Source organism: Streptomyces sp. GDS52, from assembly GCF_052246875.1.
Classification (GTDB): Bacteria; Actinomycetota; Actinomycetes; order Streptomycetales; family Streptomycetaceae; genus Streptomyces; species Streptomyces cathayae.
This window is the reverse complement of record NZ_CM125966.1, coordinates 3,888,566-3,911,926: the sequence shown is the minus strand read 5'-3', so window position 1 is coordinate 3,911,926 and position 23,361 is coordinate 3,888,566. Positions and strand designations below refer to the sequence as shown.

At 71.1% G+C, this 23,361-nt stretch carries 22 protein-coding genes; 7 read left to right on the top strand and 15 right to left on the bottom strand.

Annotated features, from left to right (window positions below):
* The first annotated feature begins 4 nt into the window (after positions 1 to 4).
* From ACTWJ9_RS17840 to ACTWJ9_RS17830, 3 genes are all read left to right on the top strand, one after another.
* On the top strand, positions 5 to 844 hold the full coding sequence (locus ACTWJ9_RS17840; protein ID WP_384206793.1) for a class I SAM-dependent methyltransferase: 840 nt from the start codon (positions 5 to 7) through the stop codon (positions 842 to 844).
* A 163-nt stretch (positions 845 to 1,007) separates the two neighbouring features.
* A complete protein-coding gene (locus ACTWJ9_RS17835; RefSeq protein WP_279335219.1) occupies positions 1,008 to 2,183 on the top strand; it encodes a C40 family peptidase in 1,176 nt (391 codons plus the stop codon).
* 305 nt (positions 2,184 to 2,488) lie between these two features.
* Positions 2,489 to 3,892: a PP2C family protein-serine/threonine phosphatase gene (locus ACTWJ9_RS17830; protein ID WP_279335218.1), complete on the top strand. Its 1,404-nt coding sequence runs from the start codon at positions 2,489 to 2,491 to the stop codon at positions 3,890 to 3,892.
* Between the two features lie 30 nt (positions 3,893 to 3,922).
* Here ACTWJ9_RS17830 and ACTWJ9_RS17825 read toward each other — a convergent pair whose 3' ends face one another.
* From ACTWJ9_RS17825 to ACTWJ9_RS17805, 5 genes are all read right to left on the bottom strand, one after another.
* Positions 3,923 to 4,255 (bottom strand): DUF2516 family protein, encoded by a 333-nt coding sequence (locus tag ACTWJ9_RS17825; RefSeq protein WP_279338006.1) that lies wholly within the window; start codon positions 4,253 to 4,255, stop codon positions 3,923 to 3,925.
* Positions 4,256 to 4,404: 149 nt separating this feature from the next.
* Entirely contained in the window at positions 4,405 to 5,019 is a 615-nt protein-coding gene (locus tag ACTWJ9_RS17820) for a hypothetical protein (RefSeq protein WP_279335217.1), read from the bottom strand.
* A gap of 75 nt (positions 5,020 to 5,094) precedes the next feature.
* Complete coding sequence (locus ACTWJ9_RS17815) at positions 5,095 to 5,706, bottom strand: helix-turn-helix domain-containing protein (protein WP_279335216.1); 612 nt, start codon at positions 5,704 to 5,706, stop codon at positions 5,095 to 5,097.
* A 556-nt stretch (positions 5,707 to 6,262) separates the two neighbouring features.
* Positions 6,263 to 6,823, bottom strand: a complete 561-nt coding sequence (locus tag ACTWJ9_RS17810) for a GNAT family N-acetyltransferase (RefSeq protein ID WP_279335215.1) — start codon at positions 6,821 to 6,823, stop codon at positions 6,263 to 6,265.
* Positions 6,824 to 6,864: 41 nt separating this feature from the next.
* Positions 6,865 to 7,935, bottom strand: a complete 1,071-nt coding sequence (locus ACTWJ9_RS17805; RefSeq protein WP_443294413.1) for a transposase family protein — start codon at positions 7,933 to 7,935, stop codon at positions 6,865 to 6,867.
* Between the two features lie 388 nt (positions 7,936 to 8,323).
* Here ACTWJ9_RS17805 and ACTWJ9_RS17800 point away from each other — a divergent pair, with 388 nt between their 5' ends.
* Positions 8,324 to 8,770 carry a hypothetical protein gene (locus ACTWJ9_RS17800; protein ID WP_387035779.1) on the top strand — a complete coding sequence of 149 codons (447 nt, stop codon included), beginning with the start codon at positions 8,324 to 8,326 and terminating at the stop codon, positions 8,768 to 8,770.
* Positions 8,771 to 8,873: 103 nt separating this feature from the next.
* Here the strand turns inward: ACTWJ9_RS17800 and ACTWJ9_RS17795 are convergent, their stop codons facing one another.
* Entirely contained in the window at positions 8,874 to 9,608 is a 735-nt protein-coding gene (locus ACTWJ9_RS17795; RefSeq protein WP_443294412.1) for a hypothetical protein, read from the bottom strand.
* Between the two features lie 312 nt (positions 9,609 to 9,920).
* On the opposite strand from ACTWJ9_RS17795, the gene ACTWJ9_RS17790 reads away from it, so the two are divergent.
* Complete coding sequence (locus tag ACTWJ9_RS17790; RefSeq protein ID WP_279335212.1) at positions 9,921 to 11,000, top strand: MerR family transcriptional regulator; 1,080 nt, start codon at positions 9,921 to 9,923, stop codon at positions 10,998 to 11,000.
* A gap of 106 nt (positions 11,001 to 11,106) precedes the next feature.
* Here the strand turns inward: ACTWJ9_RS17790 and rox are convergent, their stop codons facing one another.
* The 5 genes from rox to ACTWJ9_RS17765 all read right to left on the bottom strand — a co-directional run bounded on the left by rox (position 11,107) and on the right by ACTWJ9_RS17765 (position 18,110).
* Entirely contained in the window at positions 11,107 to 12,588 is a 1,482-nt protein-coding gene (rox, locus tag ACTWJ9_RS17785; protein ID WP_388708430.1) for a rifampin monooxygenase, read from the bottom strand.
* Between the two features lie 290 nt (positions 12,589 to 12,878).
* Positions 12,879 to 13,919 (bottom strand): vWA domain-containing protein, encoded by a 1,041-nt coding sequence (locus ACTWJ9_RS17780; RefSeq protein ID WP_279335211.1) that lies wholly within the window; start codon positions 13,917 to 13,919, stop codon positions 12,879 to 12,881.
* Between the two features lie 72 nt (positions 13,920 to 13,991).
* Positions 13,992 to 16,229, bottom strand: a complete 2,238-nt coding sequence (locus ACTWJ9_RS17775) for a phosphotransferase family protein (RefSeq protein WP_443294411.1) — start codon at positions 16,227 to 16,229, stop codon at positions 13,992 to 13,994.
* Positions 16,230 to 16,419: 190 nt separating this feature from the next.
* Entirely contained in the window at positions 16,420 to 17,271 is an 852-nt protein-coding gene (locus ACTWJ9_RS17770) for an HAD family hydrolase (protein ID WP_279335209.1), read from the bottom strand.
* A complete protein-coding gene (locus ACTWJ9_RS17765) occupies positions 17,220 to 18,110 on the bottom strand; it encodes a winged helix-turn-helix domain-containing protein (RefSeq protein WP_279335208.1) in 891 nt (296 codons plus the stop codon). The genes ACTWJ9_RS17770 and ACTWJ9_RS17765 overlap by 52 nt, the downstream gene beginning before the upstream one ends.
* A gap of 164 nt (positions 18,111 to 18,274) precedes the next feature.
* Here ACTWJ9_RS17765 and ACTWJ9_RS17760 point away from each other — a divergent pair, with 164 nt between their 5' ends.
* Positions 18,275 to 18,463, top strand: coding sequence for a hypothetical protein (locus ACTWJ9_RS17760; protein WP_279335207.1), 189 nt, complete (start codon positions 18,275 to 18,277; stop codon positions 18,461 to 18,463).
* A gap of 27 nt (positions 18,464 to 18,490) precedes the next feature.
* Here the strand turns inward: ACTWJ9_RS17760 and ACTWJ9_RS17755 are convergent, their stop codons facing one another.
* The 3 genes from ACTWJ9_RS17755 to ACTWJ9_RS17745 all read right to left on the bottom strand — a co-directional run bounded on the left by ACTWJ9_RS17755 (position 18,491) and on the right by ACTWJ9_RS17745 (position 21,686).
* Positions 18,491 to 19,207: a winged helix-turn-helix domain-containing protein gene (locus ACTWJ9_RS17755; RefSeq protein ID WP_279338004.1), complete on the bottom strand. Its 717-nt coding sequence runs from the start codon at positions 19,205 to 19,207 to the stop codon at positions 18,491 to 18,493.
* 347 nt (positions 19,208 to 19,554) lie between these two features.
* On the bottom strand, positions 19,555 to 20,841 hold the full coding sequence (locus tag ACTWJ9_RS17750; RefSeq protein WP_279335206.1) for a GNAT family N-acetyltransferase: 1,287 nt from the start codon (positions 20,839 to 20,841) through the stop codon (positions 19,555 to 19,557).
* Between the two features lie 104 nt (positions 20,842 to 20,945).
* Complete coding sequence (locus ACTWJ9_RS17745) at positions 20,946 to 21,686, bottom strand: RsiG family protein (RefSeq protein WP_279335205.1); 741 nt, start codon at positions 21,684 to 21,686, stop codon at positions 20,946 to 20,948.
* Positions 21,687 to 21,862: 176 nt separating this feature from the next.
* Here ACTWJ9_RS17745 and dtd point away from each other — a divergent pair, with 176 nt between their 5' ends.
* A complete protein-coding gene (gene dtd / locus ACTWJ9_RS17740) occupies positions 21,863 to 22,288 on the top strand; it encodes a D-aminoacyl-tRNA deacylase (RefSeq protein ID WP_109379231.1) in 426 nt (141 codons plus the stop codon).
* Between the two features lie 102 nt (positions 22,289 to 22,390).
* Here dtd and ygfZ read toward each other — a convergent pair whose 3' ends face one another.
* Positions 22,391 to 23,356: a CAF17-like 4Fe-4S cluster assembly/insertion protein YgfZ gene (gene ygfZ, locus ACTWJ9_RS17735; protein ID WP_279335204.1), complete on the bottom strand. Its 966-nt coding sequence runs from the start codon at positions 23,354 to 23,356 to the stop codon at positions 22,391 to 22,393.
* Positions 23,357 to 23,361: the final 5 nt, after the last annotated feature.

The window sequence follows — 23,361 nt, the reverse complement described above, 5'->3', positions numbered from 1 at the left end:
ACGCATGACCGCCCGCGCCGCCGCCCTCCCCCGTTCCCGGAGGCCCCCCGTCGTGGGCGCGGTGACGCGCGGGACGACCAACCCCAACCGCCTGCGCCGCATGGACCGCTGGATCGCGGCCACACACGGCACCGCACTGCGCCGCGCCGACCACCCCGTCGCCGTCGACCTCGGCTACGGCGCCGCCCCCTGGACGGCGGTCGAACTGCTGCACCGCCTGCGCACCGCGGCCCCCCGCACGCAGGTGGTCGGCGTCGAGATCGAACCGGCCCGGGTCGCGGCGGCCCGCCCGTACGAGCGTGAGGGGCTGGCCTTCCGGCACGGCGGCTTCGAGATCCCGCTCCCCGGACGGCCGACGCTGATCCGCGCGGCGAACGTCCTGCGCCAGTACGACGAGGCCGAGGTCGCCGCCGCCTGGCAACGGCTGTGCGCACGGCTCGCCCCGGCCGAACCGGCGAGCGGCTCGCGCGGCGGGCTGCTGGTCGAGGGGACCTGCGACGAGATCGGGCGGCGGCACGTCTGGGTCGCCCTCGGCCCGGAGGGGCCGCGCACGGTCACCTTCGCGACCCGGCTCGGCTCCCTGGAACGCCCCTCGGACCTGGCGGAACGCCTGCCGAAGGCCCTCATCCACCGCAACGTCCCCGGCGAACCGGTGCACGCCTTCCTGCGCGACTTCGACCGCGCCTGGGCCGCCGCCGCGCCCTACGCCTCGTACGGCGCCCGCCAGCGCTGGATCCGCACGGTGCGGGATCTGACCGCCGACTGGCCGGTGGCGGACGGGCCGGCCCGGTGGCGGCAGGGCGAAGTCACGGTGCGGTGGGAGGCCTTGGCTCCACGGGGGTGAACTCCGGGAACGATCTCCGTGAGCCGTTCGTCACATCGACGGGGCGAGCGCCGTGACGGGGCGGGGAAGCCGGGAAGTGTCACCTCTGTCACTTCGGGAGCCGGCATGGCAACATCCCCTGGCGAAGGACGTTGCTGACGGTCGATCAGTTGAGGGGCGGGGCATGAAGACGGGCAGGCGCTTGCTGACCACGACGGCAGTGGCCGTGGTCTGCGCGATCACCGTGCTGGCGGCACCGGGCGCGGCGTTCGCGGCCCCCACTCCCCCGCCGCCCCCTGCCCCCGCTCCGAGCGCGAGCGCCGATGTCGCGCCGTCCAAGGACCTCGAAGCCGTACGCAAGAAGCTCGACGGGCTCTACCGCGCCGCGGCGGTGGCCACCGAGGAGTACAACGCCGCCGAGGAGAAGGCGGAGCAGCAGTCCACCGAGATCGCCCGGCTGGCCAAGAAGATCGCCGAGGGCAGAAAGAGGCTGGACGAGCTGAAGGACCGCGCGGGCGCCGCGGCCGCCTCCCAGTACCGCGGTGGCGGACTCCCGCCCGAGGCCCACCTGATGCTGAGCGACGACCCGCAGGAGTTCCTCGTCGGCGCGGGCCGGATCCGCCAGGGCCAGCACGCGACCAAGGGCCTGCTCAGCGAGACGAGGCGGGCCCAGGAGGACTTGGAGCAGTACGCGCAGGACGCCGGCACCCAGTTGCGGAAGCTGGAATCGGGCCGCAAGGCCAAGGCCAAGGCGCAGAGGAAGATCGAGAAGCAGATCGCGGCGGCCGAGAAGATCGAGTCCGAGCTGGAGCAGGAGGAGAAGGAACGGCTGGCCGAGCTGGAGCGGCGGGCCGCCGAGAAGGCCCAGTCCGCCTGGCTGGACTCCGGCGTCCTCGACGGCGTCGGGGCACAGGCGACCGAGCAGGGCAGGAAGGCCGTCGCGTACGCCACCGCGCAGATCGGCAAGCCGTACGAGTGGGGCGCCGAGGGCCCGAAGACGTACGACTGCTCGGGCCTGACCTCACAGGCGTGGAAAGCGGGCGGGCAGGGCATCCCGCGCACCTCTCAGGAGCAGTGGAAGCGGCTGACGCGCGTCGCCGTCGCGGAGATGCGGCCCGGTGACCTCGTCATCTACTTCAAGGACGCCAGCCATGTCGGCATGTACGTCGGAGACGGAGCCATCGTCCACGCCCCGCGCCCGGGACGGACGATCACGATCGCGGGAGCCGGCTCGATGCCGATCCTCGGGGTGGTCCGCCCGGACCCGAATACCGGCGAGGCCGACAACAAGAACGAAAGCGACGAGGGCGACAAGAGCAGTGAAAACGGAAAGGACGGCAGGAAAACGGGCGCGAACTGAGCGCCCTGTGAGCTGCGCCTTGTGACCCAGTCCACGCCGATGGCGTGACCGTACCCCCGTGTGCGTGACGTTCGTCATCCCGGCTGCATCGCCGACGTGTCCAACTGGTGCCCATAACGCGGCATATGACACCGGCTGATGGCCGAGCGGCGTGCCGCACACCATTCCGCTGCGGCGCCGACACCCGCTATCGTCCCCGCTGGAAGGGGCGCCCCCGGCTCATCCGAAGGGGAGAGCACGGGGTACACGGGCCGAGACCCCGCGCCCCCGCCACGCCCTCGGGGGGAGGGAAGGAACCCGGAAGAATGCCCGCACCCGTACCGCGGCAGAGAACGCTCCCGGCCGCGGAAAGCGGTCAGGCGCACGCCGCATCACCCAACGGTGGCTCCGCCGAGGACACCTCGGAGGCCGGAGCGACGGCCCCGCACACGACGGGGCACGCCGAGAACGACACCAGGAACGAGGCGACCTCGACCGCCCCCACCAACCTCACACTGCTGCTGATCGAGGACGACCCGGCGGGCCTGCCGATCGTGCCGGACCTGCTCGACCAGACCGGCAAGCCGATCCGCGTGCGCACCGCCCGCAACCTCACCGAGGCCGCGCGGCTGCTGACCGACGACGTCCACTGCATCCTGCTGGACCTCGCGCTGCCCGCACCCGGCAGCCGGGCGGGCGGCAACGGCAACGGCGGTGGCAACAGCGGTGGCGGCTCCGGTGACGACGACGAGCTCGCCGTGCTCAAGCACGTGCTGGAGCTCGCGCCCCGGCACGCCGTCCTCGCGCTGACCGCGTCGGGCGACGCCGAGCGCGGCGCGGAGGCGGTGCGCGTGGGCGCCCAGGACTACCTCTTCCGTGACGAGCTGGACGGCCGGCTGCTGAGCAGGGCGATCCGGTACGCGGTGGAACGCAAGCGTTCCGACACCGCCGAGCGGCGGCTCGCCGAGGGCAGGCTGCACGCCCAGGAGAACGCCCGCCTGGAACGCGGCCTGCTGCCGACCCCGCTCCTGGACGGCTCCCCGCTCCACTTCGCCGCCCGCTACCGTCCGGGCCGTTCGCGCGCTCTGCTCGGCGGTGACTTCTACGACGTCGTCCGCACCCCGGACGGCACGGTGCACGCCATGATCGGCGACGTCTGCGGCCACGGCCCGGACGAGGCCGCCCTCGGCGTGGAGCTGCGCATCGCCTGGCGCGCGCTGACCCTGGCGGGCCTGTGCGGGGACGAGCTGCTGGGCACACTGCAGCAGGTGCTGGAGCACGAGCGCGCGGACGACGAGATCTTCGCGACCCTCTGCGCGGTGGACATCTCCCCCGACGGCCGCCAGGCGGGCCTGTGCCTGGCCGGCCACCCCTCCCCGCTCCTCGCCCGGCCGGGCCGACCGGCGCAACTGCTGCCGTACGAGAACAACGGCCCGGCGCTCGGGCTGCTGTCCGGCGCCCGCTGGCCGCGTACGGAGGTGGAGCTGGGCACGGAGTGGAGCCTGATGCTCTACACGGACGGTCTGATCGAGGGCCGGGTCGGCGACAGCGGGGAACGGCTCGGCCAGGACGGCATGGTCGGCATGGTCCACCGCCAGCTCACGAACGGCCTGCGGGGCGAGGAACTGCTGCGGGCGGCCGTCAACGAGGTCCGCGACCTCAACGGCGGGGAGCTGACGGACGACGTGGCGGTACTGCTCCTGGACCGGGTGCCACCACCGCGGCCGTGACGGTGAGGAGGCCGGCCCGCTGCCCTCTCCCTACCGTCCGCCGTTGTACGGGCCGTAGGGGCCGTCGCTGCTGGAGCCCCGCCGGCTGCGCCCGCCGCCGGAGAGGCCGCGCAGGGCGGGACGGACGTCGACCATGTACACGATGGTCGCGATCAGCCCGATGATCGGCAGGAACGACAGGACGTTGAAGATCAGGTTCACCACGAAGGCGAGCCCGAGGATGATCAGCCAGAACGGCTTGGTCTTCTTGTCCGCCGCGCGGTAGGCGTCCTCCCGGCGGATGGCCGCGTCGATCAACGCGAAGCCGCTGAACACGACCAGGGCCATGTTCAGCAGCCACATCAACCCCGCGAAGCCCTGCATCAGCACAACGTCCACCACCCGACTCGGCTCGTCCTTACGCGGTCACCGTACCCGTAACCACCGGCCGGCTACCCAGGAGAACGGGCCGGACACCGCGAGAGTGCCCGGCCCGTACCGCTGTCACCCGCCGGCACCGCTGCCGCTCGGTCCTACTTGGCGGGCGGCGTCGGCTTCTTGGCCGTCGTGGGCTTGCGCGTCGAGGCCTTCTTGGCCCCGGGCCTGGCCGCCTCGCCGAGGTCGCCCTCCTTGGTCTCGACCGACTCCAGCTTCGGCCTGGTCACGGCCTCGGGCTTCGGCTCGACGGCCACGGCGACGTCCTCGACGGCGACGGCGACGTCCTCGATGCCCTCGGCGGCCTCGCCGCGCCAGGTCTTCACGGCCTGCTCACCGTGCTCGGCGACCTTCTCGTAGGTCTCACGGGCCTTGACCGCGTACTCGGCCGCGACGCCGACCCCGCGCAGGGCCAGGTCCTGGGCGGTCTCGCCGAACTTCTTCAGGTCGGTGTCGAGCGAGCCGAAGAACTCGCCGACCTTGGTCTGGACGGTCTCCTGCGTCTCCCTGACCCGGACGGTCGCCTTCTCCTGGACGGCCTTGGGGTCGGTGTTGCGGACGGCCTCGATGCGCGACGGCGCCTCGGCACGGATCTGCTCGACCAGGCCCGGAACCTTCCTGGCCTGCTGCAGGGCGAGGTCGGCGGTGCCGGCGGCGAAGTAGAGCGGGGTCGGGTTGCTGAAGGTCTTGCGCAGGTCGTCGGTGATGGCCATGGTGATGGTCCTCCCGGATTCGTTTCGGCTGAGGGTCTGTGTGATCCGCGGCGGCGGCCGGTGCCCTGGTCCGGCTCAGCCGTCCGTCCGCTGCGGATCGATGCCACTGCTGGTGCTGCTGTTACTGGTGGTGCTGGTGGTGTCGCCGGAGGAACCCCGGCGCCCGGCGCCCGTACCGCCACCGGCCTTACGGCCGCCCCGACGTATCGCGGAACCACCGCCGGAGCCGCCGCTCCCGTCGGCACCTCCGGAAACCTCCGGGCTCTCCGCCCCTTGAGCCACCCCGCCGGCGTCAGCGGCACCGACGGTCCCGGTCGCCTCACCGTCCTCGGCGCCCCCAAACCCGTTCTCCTTGCGGAAGGACTCGTAGATCTGGAGCAGTACCTGCTTCTGACGCTCGCTCAGCGTGGGATCGGCGAGGATGACGGCCCGCGTCTCCACTTCCTCCCGGTCCCGCTCGGCGTCGAGGATGCCGGCGCGCACGTACAGCGTCTCGGCGGAGATCCGCAGCGCCTTGGCGACCTGCTGCAACACCTCCGCGCTCGGCTTGCGCAGCCCGCGCTCGATCTGGCTCAGATACGGATTGGACACCCCGGCGGCGTCGGCGAGCTGCCGCAGCGACAACTGCGCGTTGCGCCGCTGCTCACGGAGGTACTCACCAAGATTGCCGACATTGAGTGACGCCATACCCCCACCCTGCCCCACCCCGCTAACTATTGCAAGCACTCGCTTGCAATAGTGCGCCACGCCCGCTGTGACCGAGCACGGCGGATGGCCGGTTCCCAAGCCGCCGAGGGGTGCGGTGAGGGCGGCTCCGGTGAAGGGAGCCAGGGCTGCCGCAGCGGTCGCTGGTGCTGCGAGTAGACCGGAGAGGCGTCCGTAGTGGGCGGTGCCCCAGCGGTCGGTGATGGCGGTGGCCTGCAGGAGGGTGAGATCGCCCCGCACCATGCCGGCCGCGACCGACACGGCGATGAGCTGGCTTTGTTCACCGGTTGCGGCAGCAGTTGTTCAGTGCTTCGGGAGGCACCCGGGCCGCGGCGTGTTCGATGTTCACGAGAAGCGACAGCACCCGCGCACGCCGATGAGAATGTTGCCGCTCCAGGCGGACCTTACGAGCTACTGGAGGCTCCAGCGGTGCGGATGGTCGGGATCGGTGGGGCAAGCGAAGACGTTGAGCGCGCCGGAGCGGCCCACGGTGACCTCGGTGGGGGGTGCGGACCGAAAGGCGGGCAGGTCTCGGGTCCTAGCGGCCGGCCGTCGGGTGCCACTCGCGGCGGAGGAGGCCGAACACCCAGGAGTCGGAGACGTCGCCGTTGACGACGCAGTCCTCGCGGAGGGTGCCTTCGCGGACGAAGCCGAGCTTCTCCAGGACCCGGGCGGACGCCACGTTGCGGGTGTCGGTCTCGGCCTGGACGCGGTTCAGGTCCAGGGTGTCGAACGCCCACCGCAGGACGGCGTGCGCGGTCTCCGTGGCGTAGCCGTGGCCCCACGCGGCGGCGTCGAAGACGTAGCCCAGGGACGCGCTGCGGAAGTCCGGGTTCCAGCTGGTCAGGCCGCACCAGCCGATGAACGCGCCGTCCAAGACGCGGTCGACGGCCACCCGCGCTCCCGTGCCTTCCTCCTCGATCGTCCGGCAGGTCGCGATGAAGCGCTGGGCGCGGGCCGGTTCGGTCCACGGCGGGGAGTCCCAGTAACGCAGCACGTGGGCGCTGCTGTGCAGCGCGTAGAGCGGCGCCGCGTCGGCGTCGGTGAACGGCCGCAGTCGCAGGCGGGCGGTGTGCAGCTCGGGGGTGGGCAAGGTCATGCGGAGCATCCTGCCGCGTCACGCTCGCCCCGACCATCCGTTTATCCGGACGGTCGGGGGGCGCGTACGTCCCCGGTGACGCCGGACGCGCCGCATGGGCGGTGAGTCCGCAGTACCGTGCCGGCAGGGCGAGCAAACGGCGGTCGTACTGGCGCACCCTCGGGACGCCGACCAGCCTCGTCCCGTACCGGATCCCGGACGGATGGAGGTGCGCCGTCCACTTCACCGGGCCGGCCGGCATCGCCGACGGCGCGCTCGCCGGTCCTCCGCCCTGGTCCGAGCCGGACATCGCGCAGGCGGCCCTGGTTCGGAAGGTGGCGGAACTCGCCCACCGCCGGCTCGACGTCCTCTGGCACGGACCCGATCAACCGGACTGGTGGACCGGCACGGTCACCGTCACAAAGCCACTTCCACCTGCCTGAAGCCGGCGCACCGATGCGGAGCACTGGACCCCGACGGCGTCGGCCATCGCACCCCAGCAGCAACCTCTCCGCGCCAGTGCTGCTGTCGAAACCCGTGAACATTTCGATTCCCTCTCGGGCGGCGGCGCGTTCGCCGAGGGCCCGGACGCCTCTGATCAGGCTGTTGGTGGTGCGCATGTCGGTGTGCAGGGCCTGTTCTGACTGGCCCTTCGGGCAGCGGACCGGGACGAGGCTGCCGATCCCGGCGCCGATGTAGCCCTTGTCGGCCAGGGTGGGCAGGCTGCCGGCCGCCGCCTTGTACAGCGCGGGCAGGGCGTGGATGCGGGCGGCAGTGATGTCGGGGACGCTGCCGGGTTCGACGTCGGAGATCCACAGCGGGGTGCCGTCCGGGGCGGCCAGGAACTGGACGTTGCCGCCGAACGCCTTGTGTTTTTGGCTGAACCACAGGTCGTTGCCGTTGTCGCGGACGCCGGCGAGGCGGTCCGTTTCGACGAGAGTGCCGTCGAGGATCACGTGGGTCATCCCCTCGCGTCGGCACTGGTCCAGGACCTGGTGCAGGTCCGGGGCCTGGGCGGCGAGGACGTCGATGCCTTCGTGCAGGTAGCGGTAGCCAGTGGCCCGGGAGACGCCGGCGTCGCGGGCCAGGCAGTGGACGCATCCGCGTTCGCGGAACCAGCGCAGCACCAGCACGGCCTGGCGGAACGGGCCGAGCGCGCGGCTGCCGCGTGGAGTGGTTCATACCGCTTCGCGTAGATCATTTCGCTGAGAAAACGTCACTGGCCGAACTGCTTGAGGTGACGACAACAACTTCACCTCTCGGTCCCGGGTTGGCCGCAGTCCGGCACAAATCCCCAGAACACCCCATGCGACCCCGGTCACACCAGCGCGGGTGCTATTTCATGCTGGCCAACTGGCGTGCTCGAACTGGCCGACCGCGGCGCTCAGCCACACCCGCGACCGAGCGCTCTTCGGGCCGGCTGTCAGCCCGCCCCCCGACGCCAGGGACCGCACACCTACGATGCTTCGCACGACCCGTTCCTCGCACCGGGTCACATCCACACCACGGGGGAACACACACATGCGCAGAGCCATGACCATGACGGCGCTCATCGCGGCAGTCGGGCTGATGACCGCGTGCGGCAGCGGCGGAGGCGGCGACGCCGAGAAGGAGCGCGCCGACAAGGGAACGAGCACGTCGTCGTCCGAGCCGGCCTCCGAGGGCCAGGACAAGACGTACGAGGTCACCCTCGAAGTCGGCGGCGAGGGCAGGTCCAGCATCTACTACAACCTCGACACGAACCACTTCGAGCAGGTCACGCTGCCGTGGAAGAAGTCGGACAGCCTCACCCTGACCAGCACCCAACTCAAGGTCGGAACCATCGTGTCCGTCGCGCCGGGGCCGGTGAAGCTGTCCGACGGCCGGCTCGGTGCGGCTCCCTGCTCGATCACCGTCGACGGGAAGAAGGTCGTCGAGGACCCGGGCGGTGTCGACGGCAAGCACCTGTGCGAGTACACCATCCACTGACGGCACGCGCAGTGCGGACGGGGTGGGGGTTCTCCGCCCGTGTGGGCCGAAGAGCCCCCACCCCGTGGGTGCGTGGCCGCGGTGCGCTGCGCCCGCCGGTGCGTCACCCGACCTGTTCGAAGCCGGGGCCCCGGACGCCCATCATGACCCGCAGGGTCGTGTAGCCGCCCTCGCCGTCGTTGGCGGTCTCGGTCCAGTACTGGCACGTGTAACCGGTGTCGGAGTTCAGGTCGACCGTCTTGGCGACGGGAATCTCCTCGCAGGCGAGCTTGCTGCTGCCCGTGTACCCGGCTTCGGCGCTGTACCTCTCGTGCAGCGTGTTGTAGACCGACTTCGCCACCAGCAGGCCCTTCTTGGGCGTGGTGTCGTAGAAGGTGAACATGCCGCCTTCGGTGTACTTGTCACTGATCTTGACCTCGTAGGGGATCTCGGCCCCCTCGTACGTCACGACACACTGGCTGACCGCGCCGGCCTTCTGGGTCACGCCGTCGGCACACTCGGCGCTGGTCTCGCCCGGCACCATGACGCCGCGGAGGACGGTCTCGCGCAGCTTGTGCTCCACCTTCTGGGTGAAGGGCGCGCCGTTCTCGGGAGCCGGGGTGACCTTGAGCTTGGCGTCGCCGCTGCTGTCGACCACGTCCTCCTGCGGACCGTCGACGGCGACCGGCAGCACCTTCTGGTCATCGCCCGAACCGGCCGAACGATCGCTGGATCCGGCAGAGCGGTCGCTGGAGCCGGCCGGGTTGCCGCTGGAGCCGGAGGAGCCGCCGTCCGAGCCGCAGCCCGCGGTGAGCAGGCCGGCCGCGGCCAGGCCGATCAGAATCTTGGGGTATCGCATAAAACGAGCGTAAGCGTCGCCACCGACACACCTCGGGGGCGAATCCGGGCGACGACGAGACGCACGACCGTTCGAACCTTTCAAGAAAAGTGACTTATCGGCACATAAATGAACGATCTCTCGTACCGAGGCTCCAACTTCCCGGAAACCCCGCACCGTTCGATGACGCTGCCGTAGCGCGAATGTGACAGGACCCCGCCCTCACGGAACGCTGCCGAGGGCGACGCGAGCAGCCTTGGTTGACCTTCCCCTTGGGGTAGGCCACAGCATCGGTGGGGCCGGGCGAGGTGCCCGGCACGAGGAGGAACGAGCATGGGGCTGCTGACCATCGGGGCGTTCGCGAAGGTGTCCCGGCTGTCGCCGAAGGCACTGCGCCTGTACGACGAACTCGGCCTGCTGACCCCCGCCCGCGTCGACCCGGTGACCGGCTACCGCTCCTACGCACCGGAACAACTGGACCGGGCCCGGCTGGTCGCCTGGCTCCGGCGCCTGGGAATGCCCCTCGCCCGCATCCAGCACGTCTGCACGCTGGAGGCGGGCCCGGCGGCCCAGGAGATCCGCGCATTCCGGGCCCAGTTCGAAGCCGACACCGCCGCACGGCGGGACCTGGCCGTCTTCCTCATCGACCATCTCTCCAGGAAGGACCCCGCCATGCCCCCGGTCACCGAGCCCCTGGGAATCCGTTACGCCGCACTGTCCGACACGGGCCTGGTCCGCGAGAGCAACCAGGACACCGTTTACGCCGGTTCCCGCCTGCTCGCCGTCGCCGACGGCTACGGCGGCCGAGGAGCCGTGGCGAGCGCGGCCGCCGTCGACGCGCTCAAGCCCCTCGAAACCGACGGCATCCCGGCGGGCCCTCTCCTCAACGTCCTCGAGGACGCGATCGACCGGGCCGAGCACGCGGTGCACGGCGCCGCCGGGAACGGCCCCTCGTCCGAAGAGGACGGCACCACACTCACCGCGATGCTCTGGACCGGCTCCCAGCTGGCCCTCGTCCACATCGGCGACTCCCGGGCGTACCTCCTGCGCGACGGAGAGCTGTCCCGGATCACCCACGACCACACCGTGGTGCAGTCGATGGTCGACGAAGGACGCCTCAGCCCGGAAGAGGCCGCCTCCCACCCCCAGCGGTCGCTGCTGGTACGAGCCCTGGGCCGAGGAGCCGACGCCACCCCCGACATGCGCCTGCACGACGCCCGGCGGGGGGACCGGTACCTGCTCTGCTCCGACGGTCTGCCGGCCGTCGTGCCGGCCGAGGAGATCCACCGGGTGCTCTCCGGGACCGGGGAACCCGAGCAGGCGGTCCGTGGACTCATCGCCCTGGCCAACGGCTCCGGCGGTCCCGACAACGTCAGTTGCCTGGTCGCCGATGTCGTGGCGCTCCAACGGTGAGCGGTGAGCGGCATGCACCTCGAGTTGCACCGGTTCCGCTCCCGGGAACTCATCCGTGAAGCCGACGCGTACCGACTCACGCGACGCGTCGGGAAGGTCCGGTGGTTCAGGCGGTGGGGGCGCCGAACCACCGGGGCAGGTGGTTGAGGAGGTCGTGCTGATCGTGGCCGGCCCATGCCACGTGGCCGTCCGGCCGCAGCAGCACCGCGGGGACGTCCGGTTCCTCACCGGTGTCGTCGCTGTCGACGGTGTCGACGACGTGGTCGACGCGGTCGGCCCAGCCTGCCACCGAGAGCCGGCCGGTCCGGTCGAGCAGCAGTCCGCGGCCGCCGTGCATCAGCTCGTAGAGGCGGCCCTGCTTCAGCCGGACGTCCCGCATCCGGCGGCCGAGCAGTTCGTGTCCCTCGCCGAAGTCGTAGCGGACTCCGGTCGCGGTGATCATCTCGGTGACGTACCGGTTCACCTCCTCGAAGTCCATCAGCTTCGAGAACAGTTCCCGCAGCGCGGTCGCGCCCGGATCGGTGCCCAACAGCGCGATCTGCGCGCGGGTGTTGTCCAGCACGGCCGCGCCGACCGGGTGCCGTTCGGCGTGGTAGCTGTCCAGCAGTCCTTCCGGCGCCCAGCCGGCCACCACGGCGGCCAGCTTCCAGCCGAGGTTGAAGGCGTCCTGGACGCCGAGGTTGAGCCCCTGTCCGCCGGTCGGCGGGTGGATGTGCGCCGCGTCGCCGGCCAGCAGCACCCGGCCGACCCGGTAGCGCTCGGCCTGCCGGGTGGCGTCGCCGAACCGGGACAGCCAGCGTGGGGAGTGCACGCCGAAGTCGGTGCCCGCGCAGGCCCGCAGCTGCTGCTTGAACTCCTCGAGGGTCGGCGCGGTCGCACCGTCCTCGGCCACACCGTCGGCGGGCACGATCACGCGGAAGACGCCCTCCTTCCCGTCGTCGTTGGGGATGACGCCGAACCGCAGCTGGGTCCTGCGGACCTCCGCGACGACGGAGGCGACCGTCTCCGGGTCCTCGGTCATCTCCATGTCGCCCAGCAGCGTCTCGACCGTGGCGGGCTCGCCGGGGAAACCGACGCCGAGCCGCTTGCGCACCACGCTGCGGCCCCCGTCGCAGCCGACGAGGTAGCGGGCGCGCAGCCGCGCTCCTCCCCCTCCCCCGGCGGCTACGCCCGCATTGGCCAGCTCGACGGTCACCCCGTCCTCGTCCTGGCTCAGGCCGACCACTTCGCAGCCGCGCCGGATCTCGGCGCCGAGCTCGAGGGCACGCTCACCCAGCAGCCGTTCGGTGACCGGTTGCAGGGTGGAGAGGCCGTACGGGTGAGCCGTGTCCAAACGGTCCGGCCACGGCTTCACGATGCCGCCGAAGAGACCGCCGACCTGGAACTTCTCGCTGACCTCGAGGAACCGGTCCAGCAGACCGCGCTGGTCCAGCATCTCGACGCTGCGCGCGTGCAGCCCGCGGCCGCGTGACTGCTCGGTCGGCTCGGTCAGCCGCTCCAGTACGACCACACGTACGCCGTGCAGCCGCAGCTCCCCCGCCAGCATCAGGCCGGTCGGTCCGCCACCGACCACGATCACGTCGACGATGTCGCCGACGTCACTGGCATTCACCACGGAAACCCCCCTGCACGATGTCGATGGCCGGCCGGCTCTCCACGTCGCGCCGTGAGCCCTGCACAGTGACAAAAGCGCACGAGCCCCGCGAACACCCGCTTTCCCCAGGTTCCGGCCTCGGGCGACGATTCTGCGCCACGACCCGGGCCTTGCCGCAAGCCCCCTGGTGCGCTATACGTTGAGAGTGGCAAGGAGTGGGCGAACCTCCTTGCCTTTTTGCTTTCCTGCGCCAGCAACCCCTCTTTCGCCTTCCTTCGCCTTCCTCAGAGCATGAGCAGCAGCCGGGTGTGCGCCACGAGCTTCCGGTTCACGCTGGTGCTCTGCACGAAGATCGTGAAGTCGTCGTTGTGGTCCGGCTTGACGCGGACCTCCACGTCCGGCAGGCCGAGCAGGGCGCGGGCCTCGGGTCCCGTGTACACCCGGTCCGTCTTCTTCTCCAGCACCGCGATCTGCTTCTGCGCCTGGACCTTCTCCGACTTGCTCAGCTGGTAGAACGCACCACCGGTACGGTAGGCGTGCCCGCATTCGAGGACCCACTCCTTGATCCCCGCGTCACGGGCCACCGGGATCAGCTGGTACTTCGACGGATCCACCGGGGAGAGGCCGGCCGCCTTGATGGTGTCCTTGTTGACCGCGTCCGCACCCGTGGAGAACACAGCCCGCGAGCCCCGGATGCCCTGGGTGCGGCCCACCATGAACTTCTCGGTGGCCTGCTGGATGACCTGCCCGGCCTCCTCCAGCCCCTGCGTGCTCGTGGCGTCCCAGATGGCGATGTTGTCCTTCGGGAAGCCGCACTGCATGGCCTCGCGCTTGCCCATCTGGTCCGGCACCAGGACGGCCAGCGTCCAGTTGTCCTTCTGGGTCTGGAACATCTCGGCCACGGCACCTATCAGTTCACGCTGACTCCTGGCAGGGGCGTCCGGGCAGCGGTGGCTCGCGTTCTCCTGTCCGTCGGTGAGGACGAACGTCAGGAAGCTGTGGTCGCCGTACAGTTGGGCCGTCTGCGCCAGCTCCCGCTGGGACTTCAGTGCGGCCGCCAGCAGAGCCGTCATCCCCCCGACCCGGTACATCTGCTTCAGCGACGGCATCCGCAGCACGTCCTTGTCGTAGATGACGCACTCCACCTTGTCGGCGAAGACGTACACCGTGACGCGGGTCTCCTGGTCCAGTTCCCTGGACCGGCGGGCGAGGTACGCGATCTGCTGGTCGGCGACTTCGACGACCTTGCCGCTCAGGTGCGACATGGACGAACTGGCATCCAGGACAAGGGCAACGTGGTTGATGTAGTTCTGGGTTCCAGACATGGCAGATCCCCCTCTTTCCGGCTTTCCGGATCTCCGACTCGATGCTCCTACCGTCTCACCCACCACTGACAATCAGCCTCGGCTCCCGGACCGGGACGCACCACCCCGCACCGCACCCGACTGCACCAGGGCGCGCGCCAGATACGGGGTGGCGGTGGTGCGGACGGGCAGGCCCAGGGAGCCGGTCGCGACGGCCAGGGTGACCGCGTAGGAGCCCACCGCGCGCCGGACGTTGGAGGCGTCCAGGCTCGCGCCGGTCACGATGCGATCGAGGTCGACGTAGGCGGAGCGCACGATCTCCAGCAGGCGGTACACCTGCCAGTCCTTCCGCCAGTCACGGGTGTACTCGGACGGCAGCCCGCGTTCCCAGCGGCGGAACATCCGCTCGCGGATCTCCGGGCGGGTGGGCGTCAGATGCATGTGCCGCACCAGGTCGTGGAGCGGGTCGCCGACCAGGGCCATCTCCCAGTCGATGAGGGTCAGTGCGAAGGCGTCCCCCCTGCGGACCAGGTTCCACGGGTTGAGATCTCCGTGCAGCAGGGACGGCTTCCGGTGGCTCACCTCGTGCCGGGAGAGGATCTGCCGAAGGCGGTCGGCGTCCGGCAGTCCCAGCTGTCGTGCCAGCAGTCGGGAGCTCCCGGGCAGTTCGGCCACCAGGGTGACCAGTTGGTCTTTCAGCCGGCGGTGGAAGCCCCGCTCCCCGGCCAGCGGATCGAGCCGTCTGAAGTCCACCAGGGTCAGGGCGCGGAGCTGGTCCACGAGGCCGTCCGCCTCGTGCGGCAGCAGGCCGTTCACCGGGTGCTCCGGGGGGCGGTCGACGTCGCCCGGGCCCTCGTAGGTGTGGATGGCGAAGGGGCCGTCCGGGTGACTGACGCCCAGTGCCAGGGCCCTCGGCGCGGCCACGGCGACGGGTGTGTCCTCGATGGCTCGCAGGACGGCGTGCTCGCTGAGGAAGCCGTGTTCCCGGCGGCACGTCTCGGGCAGTCTCCGCCGGACGACCACGAGACGGGTCGAACTCGACATCCGCACCACGGTGTTGAGGTGCGCGGTCCCCTTGAACACGCGGCCCGCAGGCGCGGCCCCCTCCACCGTCAGGGCCTCGCGCACCGCGGACCCGGGGAAGTCGTCGGGCGGGTCGAGACGCCGGTCCCCCGCCCAGTTCAGGGCCGTGGTGATCACACCGCGACCGCCACGACCGTGCCGGTCCCGGGACACCAGCCAGCGGAACAGGGCGCTCTCGATCTCCCGCTGTCCGGGCACGTTCGCGAGCCGCAGCGGGCGGGCGGCCGCCTCGAGCGCCCTGCGCACCCGGGCCGTGGCCTCGTCCAGGCCCTTCCGGGTGAACGACTCCTCCAGGGACCGCGCCGCCCTCATCACATCGGGGTACACGCTCTGCGCCCGTTCGAAGGCCAGATAGTGGCGCAGGTCCTTGTCCAGGCCGTTGACGGCGGCCGGCCGGACCTCCCGCATGGCGTCCGCCCAGGCGTCGACCACCTCGGGCCGTTGGTGACCCGGGTACCGCATCCGCACCAGATGGGTCGCGAGGTCGTGCAGGGGGTCGCCGTAGGTCGCGAGCTCCCAGTCGACGCAGATGAGGGGCGGATCGCCACCGTACGACACGATGAGATTGTCGCGGTGCAGGTCCGTGTGGAGCAGGCTGTACGGCCGTCGTGCCATGGCGGGGATCCGCCCGGCCAGCCCGGTCAGGGCGTCCTCGGGAACGCCGAGGGCCACGAACAGTCCCCCGAACGTGGACCAGTTGGGCCGTCTGATCTGCTGGTCCGCCAGGTGGGCCAGCGTCCGGAGGAACCCCTGGCCGTCCGTCTCGTCGCGGGGCCAGACGGACGGCAGCGGAGGCAGCGTGTCGCGCCGCACCCGGGCCATCCGGGCCAGCAGCCCCGCCAGCGTCTTCATGAGCAGGGTGTCGACCGGTTTGCCGTTCGCGCAGAGGCCGGAGAGCGGTACGCCCTCCACATAACTGTGGATCGCGAAGCCGTCCCCCTTGGCCAGACACCGGGGCACGTGCGGCAGGGCTCCCTCGATGGCGTCGAGGATCTCCTCCTCGTTCTGCCAGGTTCTGATCACCACCGGCAGCGCCTCGGCGCGCCGGACCCGCACGGTGACGGGCGTACCGACAGCACGGCCCAGTGGTTCCGCCATGGCCGGTGTGACCGGTACGACGTGGTTCTGGTTGTGGTGGCCGCTGATCGACCGTCCCTCCCGCACAGCCAGGTCGACGAAGGCGCGGTATCCGGGGTCGGGCGCAAGGCGCTTCCCGGGGGCGGGACGGGGAAGCGAAGGTGCGCCCACTGACCACTCCGGAGGTGCGAGGGGAGTCACGACATGGCAAACGGTAAGCGCGAGGCCGATGTCACGCGCGATGGACGCACGCAACAAAGTGGCACGCGTACCCGTACGCACCAGGTGACGTGCCACCGCTCTGCGTGTGGACGCGGACCCGGCGGGACGGACTCGCCGTGGGGGCGGCCCTGCTGACGGTTCAGGCCTGAGGGGCGGAGCGGATGTGGTCGAGGAGGGGTTGCAGGGAGGACAGGACCGTGGTGGCGCCCGCGTCCCGCAGCACCTTTCCCTTCCGCTCGTTGCGGGCGTAGCCGAGGAAGGGCACGCCGGCCGCCTTCGCGGCGTACAGGTCGGAGGGGGTGTCGCCGATCATCAGGGCGGAGTCCGGGGCCGCGCCCATGGCGCTCAGGGCGCGGTTGATGCAGTGGGGGTCCGGTTTGAGCCGGCTGAGCTGCTGGGTGCGGCCGTAGACGTGGGGGGCGAAGCAGTCGAGGAGGTCGCGGTCGGCAAGGTACGTGCGGACCACGTCGGGGGAGTTGTTCGTGGTGATGGCCTGCCGGGAGCCCACCGCGGTCCAGGTGCGGATCAGCGGGTCGGCGTAGGGGGTGGGCAGCGCCGAGGAGGTGGCGCGCAGTTCCTCCTGGGTGAGCCGTGCCTCCAGTTCCTCCACCAGGTCACTGCCCGGGTGGCGGCGGTCCACGGCGCGGAGCACCGCGTGCGGGTCCGGGGACTCGCGTTCGGGCTCCGTCAGCAGGCCGTGCAGCCCCCGCCCCTCCAGCCACTCGACGAGCTCCTTCGCCACCCGCTCCGCCGAATGGCCCGCGAACAGGCGGCAGATCGGCCCGTCGAAGTCCCACAGCACCACACGGGCACCTCTGATCAGATGGCTCAGCTCGTTCAGCTCGTTCGGATCGCTCGGTTCGCTCGGGTCCCTGGAGGGCTTTCGGTCCTTCTCGGACTCGTGTGTCACCGGATCGGTCCGTGTCGTATCAGAAGTCACTAGGAGAGTGTCAGGTCCGTTGTGATGGTTTCCCAGAGGGCGTCGAACCACTTCTGGGATTCCTCCACGAACACCTGGTCCCGGTGTCCGGCCTGTCCGGCATGTCTGGTGAAGAGGAAGAGCAGGGACTGGGAGCCGAGGGCGTCGTACATGTCCAGGGTCTGGGTGCCCCACTCCTCCTCGCGCCTGGCGAGCATGTAGTACCCGAAGAGCGCCTCCTGCCCGTTGAGCAGGTAGAGCTTCACCGGCGGGGTGAAGGGCAGGGCGCGGAACCTGACGTGGACGTCGATGCCGTGGGTGTGGCGGACGGCCTGCAGGTTGTGCTGGAGCACCTGGGCCTGGGCGTTGCGCATCTGCAGCCACCGCTCGTGCACCGGGTCCCCGCCGTCGGCGTCCTCGTCGACCAGGACGGGGAAGGCCAGGTTGATCTTCCGGGACGGCAGGAGGACACGGAACTCGATCGACTCGGGGTGGAGCGTGCCCTCGTGGATCAGCCGCACGGGTTCGCCGAGGGCGACCATCAGGGTCTCGGAGGTGTGGCACACGACGTCGATGCGGACGTGCGCCGCCGAGAAGGCCTCGGTGAGGCGGGGGGCCAGGCCGACCATGGTCCGCTGGGGTTCGTCGGGGGCGGGGGCCGGTACGGCGACCCGGGGCGGGCTGCCCTTGCTGACGTTGCTCAGGAGGCCGCCCTCCCGAAGAATGCGCAGGGCCTGGCGGACGACACCGCGCTCCACGCCGAACTCCGCGGCGAGCTCGGCCTGGGTGGGCAGGCGCTCACCGGCCTTGAGCTCCCCGGCGCGGATGCGTTCGCGCAGGATGCCGGCGATCTCCTGGGGCGATGTCCTTCTGCTGCCGTTCACTGCGACGTTCTCCTGGGTCACGACCAAAAGCTACAACTTTGATCCATCTATGGGGAGTTGTTTGGAAGTTGTTTATAGATACCCACCAAGTGGGGACAACCCACCTAGAGTTGGTTGCCAACTTGGACAACTTGACCGGGTTGGCGGAAGTTCCGCTTCCGCTGCCGGGGGAAGCACGAAGGGGGAATTCCGTGCCTGTCCTCGCTCTCGTCTCCGCGGTGGTCTTCCTCACCGTCGAGCAGTACGTCGAATGGAAGTACGGCATCGCCGGCATCGTCGGCCTGCTGCTGCTCACCGTGGGCATCAAGGCCAACAGCCCCGGCGTGAGTTCCGCGGGAGCGGTCCTGCTCGCCCTGCTGCTGGCGCGGCCCGCCCTGTGAGCCGTCGGCACCCACGGCCGGGAGACGTCAGTCGGTGAGCACCGGCTCCGAACTGATCGTCCCCCGCAGTGCGTCGAACCACAGACGGGACTGCTCCACGAAGGTGGCGTCCCGCGTCCCGGTGCCCTGTCCGAAGGCGAACAGCACCTCCGTGCCGTTGAGCAGGTACAGCTTCACCGGCGGGGTGGAGGGCAGGGCCCGGAAGGAGACGCGGACGTCGATGCCGTGGGTGGCGCGCAGGGCGAGCGGGTCGTGCCGGAGCACCTGGCCCTGGGCGTTGCGCATCGACAGCCACCGCTCGTGCACGGCGTGGCCGTCGTCGCGGCCCTCGACCGCCACCGGGAAGGCGAGGTCGATGTCCCGGCCGGGGAGCAGGACACGGACGTCGACCTTGGCCGGTTTCAGTCGCCCGGCATGGATCTGGCGCAGCGGTTCGCCGATCGCGAGGGTGAGGGACATGGCGGTCAGGCAGACGGCGACGGTCGCCGGGGCACCCTTGGAGACGTTGCCGAGGAGCCTCTCGGACTGCAGGCTGCGCAGCGCCTGGCGCACGGTACCGCGCTCGACGCCGAACTCCCCGGCGAGCCGGGCCTGGGTGGGCATGCGCCGGCCGGCACTCAGTTCCCCGGACCTGATCCGGGCGCGCAACTCGTCGGCCACCTCGCGATGTGTCCGCTGTGGGTGCTGTGGCCGCTGTGACCTCTTCCGTCCATTGACAGGGGCGTATTCCGGGTCCACGACCAAACCCCACAACTTCGCGCCATCCTTGGGCAGTTCAGGGAAAGGTGGTTATGAGCCGCTTCCAGGCGGAGATAACTGAAGAGAAGTTGGTCGCCAACTTGGGCGACCTGGTCGAACCTCCCGGGAGGTTGGCCCCCACGGTGAACGTCGGGGCACCTCTCGAGGATCCGGCCGGGCTTCCCTCCTGGAGGGGAGCCGGGAACCCGGCCGGCCAGCACCACGGCGTCACGGCGTCACGGCGCGACAACCACAACTGAACAGCACACAGCTACGGATGACGATCCAGCACCAGCCGTCGGCGGACAGGCCCGCCGGGGACGAGAAAGGAAGGGGAGCAGCAGCAGAAGCGCTCAGAAGAGGTCCGGGCACCACGGGCGCCTGGACGTACGCAGCAGGGCGTCGGCCTGACGGGCGGCGCCCGCTCGTTCTTCCCGCACCCGGCCCAGCGCCGCCAGCCGCACCGCCGACTCGTCGCCCAGCCACAGCGACGCCAACCCGGCGACGTCCAGCGTCAGATCGGCGCTCTCCGTGGTCGCCGCGCAGGCTCCGGTCCCGTCCGCCGACGCCTCCAGCCGGTAGCGGCCACCGGCCGGTCCCGAGCCGTCCACCACCTCCAGCACCAGCGTCCCCGCCGCGCCGTACGTCCGGGCCTCCAGCGCCCGTACGACGTCCAGGACGCGCACCCACAGCCAGTCCGTCTGGATCGTCACGGTTGCCGCACGCGGGTCCGGCAGGAAGGACGGGAGCAGGTCGTCGGGGGCCCGCCAGCCGCTCTTCACCTTCACGATCCAGTCGATCGAGCACAGGTAGTGCCAGAGCGCGCGCTCCGCGGCCGGGCTCACCGCGAGCAGCCAGTTCACACTCGCCGTGTTCTGCGGCTGCATGGAGTCGTCCCAGTGGTCGTCCGCCTTGTAGGAGACCATGCCCTCGACCTCGCCGTCCGCCGAGCGGTACACGGCGAAGCAGGGCTCGGTCCAGGTCGGGCGGTGGCTCAGGGCGCCGGTGGCGAACTTCCACCAGTGCTCCGTACGGCTGACGGCACCCGGCTGGGCCACCCGCAGCCGTTCGTGCAGCTCCGGGCCGAGCTTGCGTACGTCCTCGGCGTCCACGAGGTCGACGCGTCCGCCGTCCTCCGGGCCCGCCCAGCGCGGGTCGAGGCCGCTGCGCGGGACGTCGACGGTCCACTCGGTCATCCAGGTGGCGGGGCCGAAGCCGTACCGGCCGTAGATCGGGTACTCGGCGGCGATGAGCGTCGCGACGACGTCCCCGCGCTCCTTCGCGGCGGCGAGGTCCTGGGCCATCATGCGGGTCAGCAGGCCGCGCCGGCGGTGGGTGGGGCTGACGGTGACGTTCGATATGGCGTCGGCGGGCACGGCGGCGCCGCCGACGGCGGTGAGCTCCTGCGCGAAGGAGCGGAGCGTCGCGACACACCGGCCGCCGTCGAAGGCCCCCAGCGACCGGCCCGGCCGGAACTCCGGGCGCCGCGCGTCGAGCTCCTCCCGGGCGGGGGTGGGCTCGCGCAGGAACCCGATGTTCAGCGCCCGGTTCCAGTCCTCGAACTCGGTCTCGGTGATCGGGCGTACGTCGATGTCGGTGCGGGGGGTGACGGCACGGGGGGTGGCGGCGCTGGAGGTCATGCGTTCACGGTAGATCGCGCCCGGCGGGGTGTCGCGCACTTTTCCGACGGTCCGTCCGCCTGCTCCGACCTCCTGTTCCGGCCGCCTGCTCCGGTGCTCCCGCCTCACTCGAGCAGGTCGTCGACCTGGGCCTCCCCCTCGCGGTACCGGCGCGCGATCTCCGCGCCGCAGTCGTCCGCGGTGCGCTGCAGCCCCTGCCGCCGCCGGGAGACCTGCTCCTCGTACCGCACGAGCCGGCCCATCGCGGCGCGCAGTTCGCCGTCCGTACGCGCCCCCAGGTCGGAGAGTTCCACCTCGGCGAGCATCTCCGCCGCCAGCCGCCGGGACTCCTCGCTGCGCGGGGTGCCCAGGGTGACGTGGCGGGCGGAGGAACGGTGGCGGGCCGGGGTGTCCCGCAGGATCTCCGGAAGCCGCTCCACCACGGACGCCTCCACCGGCGCGACGACCGGGACCGCGCCCCCGCCGGACGTGCCCGGGTCGGACCCACCCCCGTCGGACGGGCCCGCGCCCGCGCCGGCATCCCCCGGCCCGTCCACCGGCGTACGCCGGGCCAGTTCCGCCCGCAGGATGTCGATGCGCCCCTGGAGCAGCCGCCGCACATAGCTGAGGTCGGCCTCGTCGCGCTGCGCGTCACGGCGCAGCGTGCGCAGGTCGGGCAGGCTGCGTGCGATCAGCTCGGGCTCCGGTGCCGGATCGTGCTCCAGTGCCGGACTGTCCGTGCGCTGGGCGGGCGGACGGTGGAACTCCTGTTCCCCGACGCGTTCCCCGACCCCCACTCCGGTCGGCGCCGACAAGGCCGCCGACCGGACAGAGCCGGGCTGCTGCCCGGTTCCTGGTGTGCTCATGTGCCTCAACCGTCCCCTCGACCGGTGTGTGCCAGCATCGTGCCACCCCTGGTGGCCGCTATGTGACCGAGTGCCCCTGATCCGCCCCAGATGGGGGTAAGGAGTGAAAATAGCCCGACCGGGGTCCCGCACGAGCCGCCGTCAGTCGTCCGTTCGCCGACCGGCATGATGGACGTATGCGTGCGGTGGTGCAGAGGGTGGACGGCGCGAGCGTCGTCGTGGACGGCGAGACGGTGGGGGCGATCGAGGGCGAGGGCCTGTGTGTCCTCGTCGGCGTCACCCATGAGGACACCAAGGAGAAGGCGGCCCAGCTGGCCCGGAAGCTCTGGTCGGTCCGGATCCTCCAGGACGAGAAGTCGTGCAGCGACATCGACGCGCCGCTCCTGGTGATCAGCCAGTTCACTCTTTACGGCGACGCCCGCAAGGGCCGTCGCCCCACCTGGAGCGCCGCGGCCCCCGGGGACGTCGCCGAACCGCTCGTCGACGAGGTGGTGGCCCGGTTGCGCTCCCTGGGCGCGACGGTGGCGACGGGCCGCTTCGGCGCGCAGATGCGGGTGTCGCTGACCAACGACGGCCCGTTCACCGTCCTGCTGGAGGTCTGACCCGCGGGCGCTCGAGCACCCGTCCCCTCGAGCGCTCGGACCCGCGGACCCGTGAACCCTCGGACCTCGAGCGCTCGGGCCCGCAGGCCGGAGCCCCGACGCTCAGGGCTCGACCACGGTCTCCTGCGCCGCCGCCGTGTCCCCGGCCATCAGCCGGGCGTCGACGGGGACGTTCCGCTTGATCAGCGCGAGGGCGACCGGTCCCAGCTCGTGGTGGCGTACGGACGTGGTGACGAAGCCGATCCTGCGCCCGTCCGGGCCGTCGTCCGCGAGCCGGATGTCGGTCCCGGCCGGCGGCAGGTGGACCTCGCTGCCGTCCAGGTGCAGGAAGACCAGCCTGCGCGGCGGCTTGCCCAGGTTCTGGACCCGGGCGACCGTCTCCTGGCCCCGGTAGCAGCCCTTCTGCAGGTGCACCGCGCCGCCGATCCAGCCCAGCTCGTGCGGGATGGTGCGGTGGTCGGTCTCGAAACCGAGCCGCGGGCGGTGCTGCTCGACCCGCAGCGACTCGTGGGCGAGGATGCCGGCCGGCGGCCCCGCCTTCTCCGCGAACGACTCCAGGTCGGCGCGGGGCAGAAACAGGTCACGGCCGTACGGCGTCTCCCGGACGGCGACGCCCTCGGGCACCTCCGTGATGGAACCGGCCGGCAGGTGCACCACCGCGAAGTCGGCGGTGCGGTCGGCGACCTCGGCCCGGTAGAAGAACTTCATCGACTCCAGGTAGGCGATCAGCGCGTCCTGGGTGCCGGGTTCGACGTGGGCCCAGACCGTCTCACCGTCGTCGACCAGGTAGAGCGCGTGCTCGATGTGGCCGTTCGCGGAGAGGATCAGCGCCTCGGTGGCCTGGTGCGGCGGGAGGTCGCTGACGTGCTGGGTGAGCAGCAGGTGCAGCCAGCTCAGCCGTTCCGCCCCGGAGACGGTGACGATGCCGCGGTGGGACAGGTCGACGAAGCCGGTGCCGTCGGCGAGGGCGCGCTGCTCGCGGAACAGGTCGCCGTAGTGCGCGGCCACGCCTTCGTCCACGCCCTCGGCGGGGACGGCGCCGGGCAGGGTCAGCAGAGGGCTCTTCATACCCC

Coding starts and splice junctions, on each gene's coding strand:
- ACTWJ9_RS17780 (WP_279335211.1), bottom strand. CDS start 13,919: ATGTCTGGAACCCAGAACTACATCAACCACGTTGCCCTTGTCCTGGAT.
- ACTWJ9_RS17800 (WP_387035779.1), top strand. CDS start 8,324: ATGCGCAGAGCCATGACCATGACGGCGCTCATCGCGGCAGTCGGGCTG.
- ACTWJ9_RS17835 (WP_279335219.1), top strand. CDS start 1,008: ATGAAGACGGGCAGGCGCTTGCTGACCACGACGGCAGTGGCCGTGGTC.
- ACTWJ9_RS17840 (WP_384206793.1), top strand. CDS start 5: ATGACCGCCCGCGCCGCCGCCCTCCCCCGTTCCCGGAGGCCCCCCGTC.
- ACTWJ9_RS17820 (WP_279335217.1), bottom strand. CDS start 5,019: ATGGCCATCACCGACGACCTGCGCAAGACCTTCAGCAACCCGACCCCG.
- ACTWJ9_RS17815 (WP_279335216.1), bottom strand. CDS start 5,706: ATGGCGTCACTCAATGTCGGCAATCTTGGTGAGTACCTCCGTGAGCAG.
- ACTWJ9_RS17825 (WP_279338006.1), bottom strand. CDS start 4,255: ATGCAGGGCTTCGCGGGGTTGATGTGGCTGCTGAACATGGCCCTGGTC.
- ACTWJ9_RS17790 (WP_279335212.1), top strand. CDS start 9,921: ATGGGGCTGCTGACCATCGGGGCGTTCGCGAAGGTGTCCCGGCTGTCG.
- dtd (WP_109379231.1), top strand. CDS start 21,863: ATGCGTGCGGTGGTGCAGAGGGTGGACGGCGCGAGCGTCGTCGTGGAC.
- ACTWJ9_RS17750 (WP_279335206.1), bottom strand. CDS start 20,841: ATGACCTCCAGCGCCGCCACCCCCCGTGCCGTCACCCCCCGCACCGAC.
- ygfZ (WP_279335204.1), bottom strand. CDS start 23,356: ATGAAGAGCCCTCTGCTGACCCTGCCCGGCGCCGTCCCCGCCGAGGGC.
- ACTWJ9_RS17830 (WP_279335218.1), top strand. CDS start 2,489: ATGCCCGCACCCGTACCGCGGCAGAGAACGCTCCCGGCCGCGGAAAGC.
- ACTWJ9_RS17795 (WP_443294412.1), bottom strand. CDS start 9,608: ATGCGATACCCCAAGATTCTGATCGGCCTGGCCGCGGCCGGCCTGCTC.
- ACTWJ9_RS17810 (WP_279335215.1), bottom strand. CDS start 6,823: ATGACCTTGCCCACCCCCGAGCTGCACACCGCCCGCCTGCGACTGCGG.
- ACTWJ9_RS17745 (WP_279335205.1), bottom strand. CDS start 21,686: ATGAGCACACCAGGAACCGGGCAGCAGCCCGGCTCTGTCCGGTCGGCG.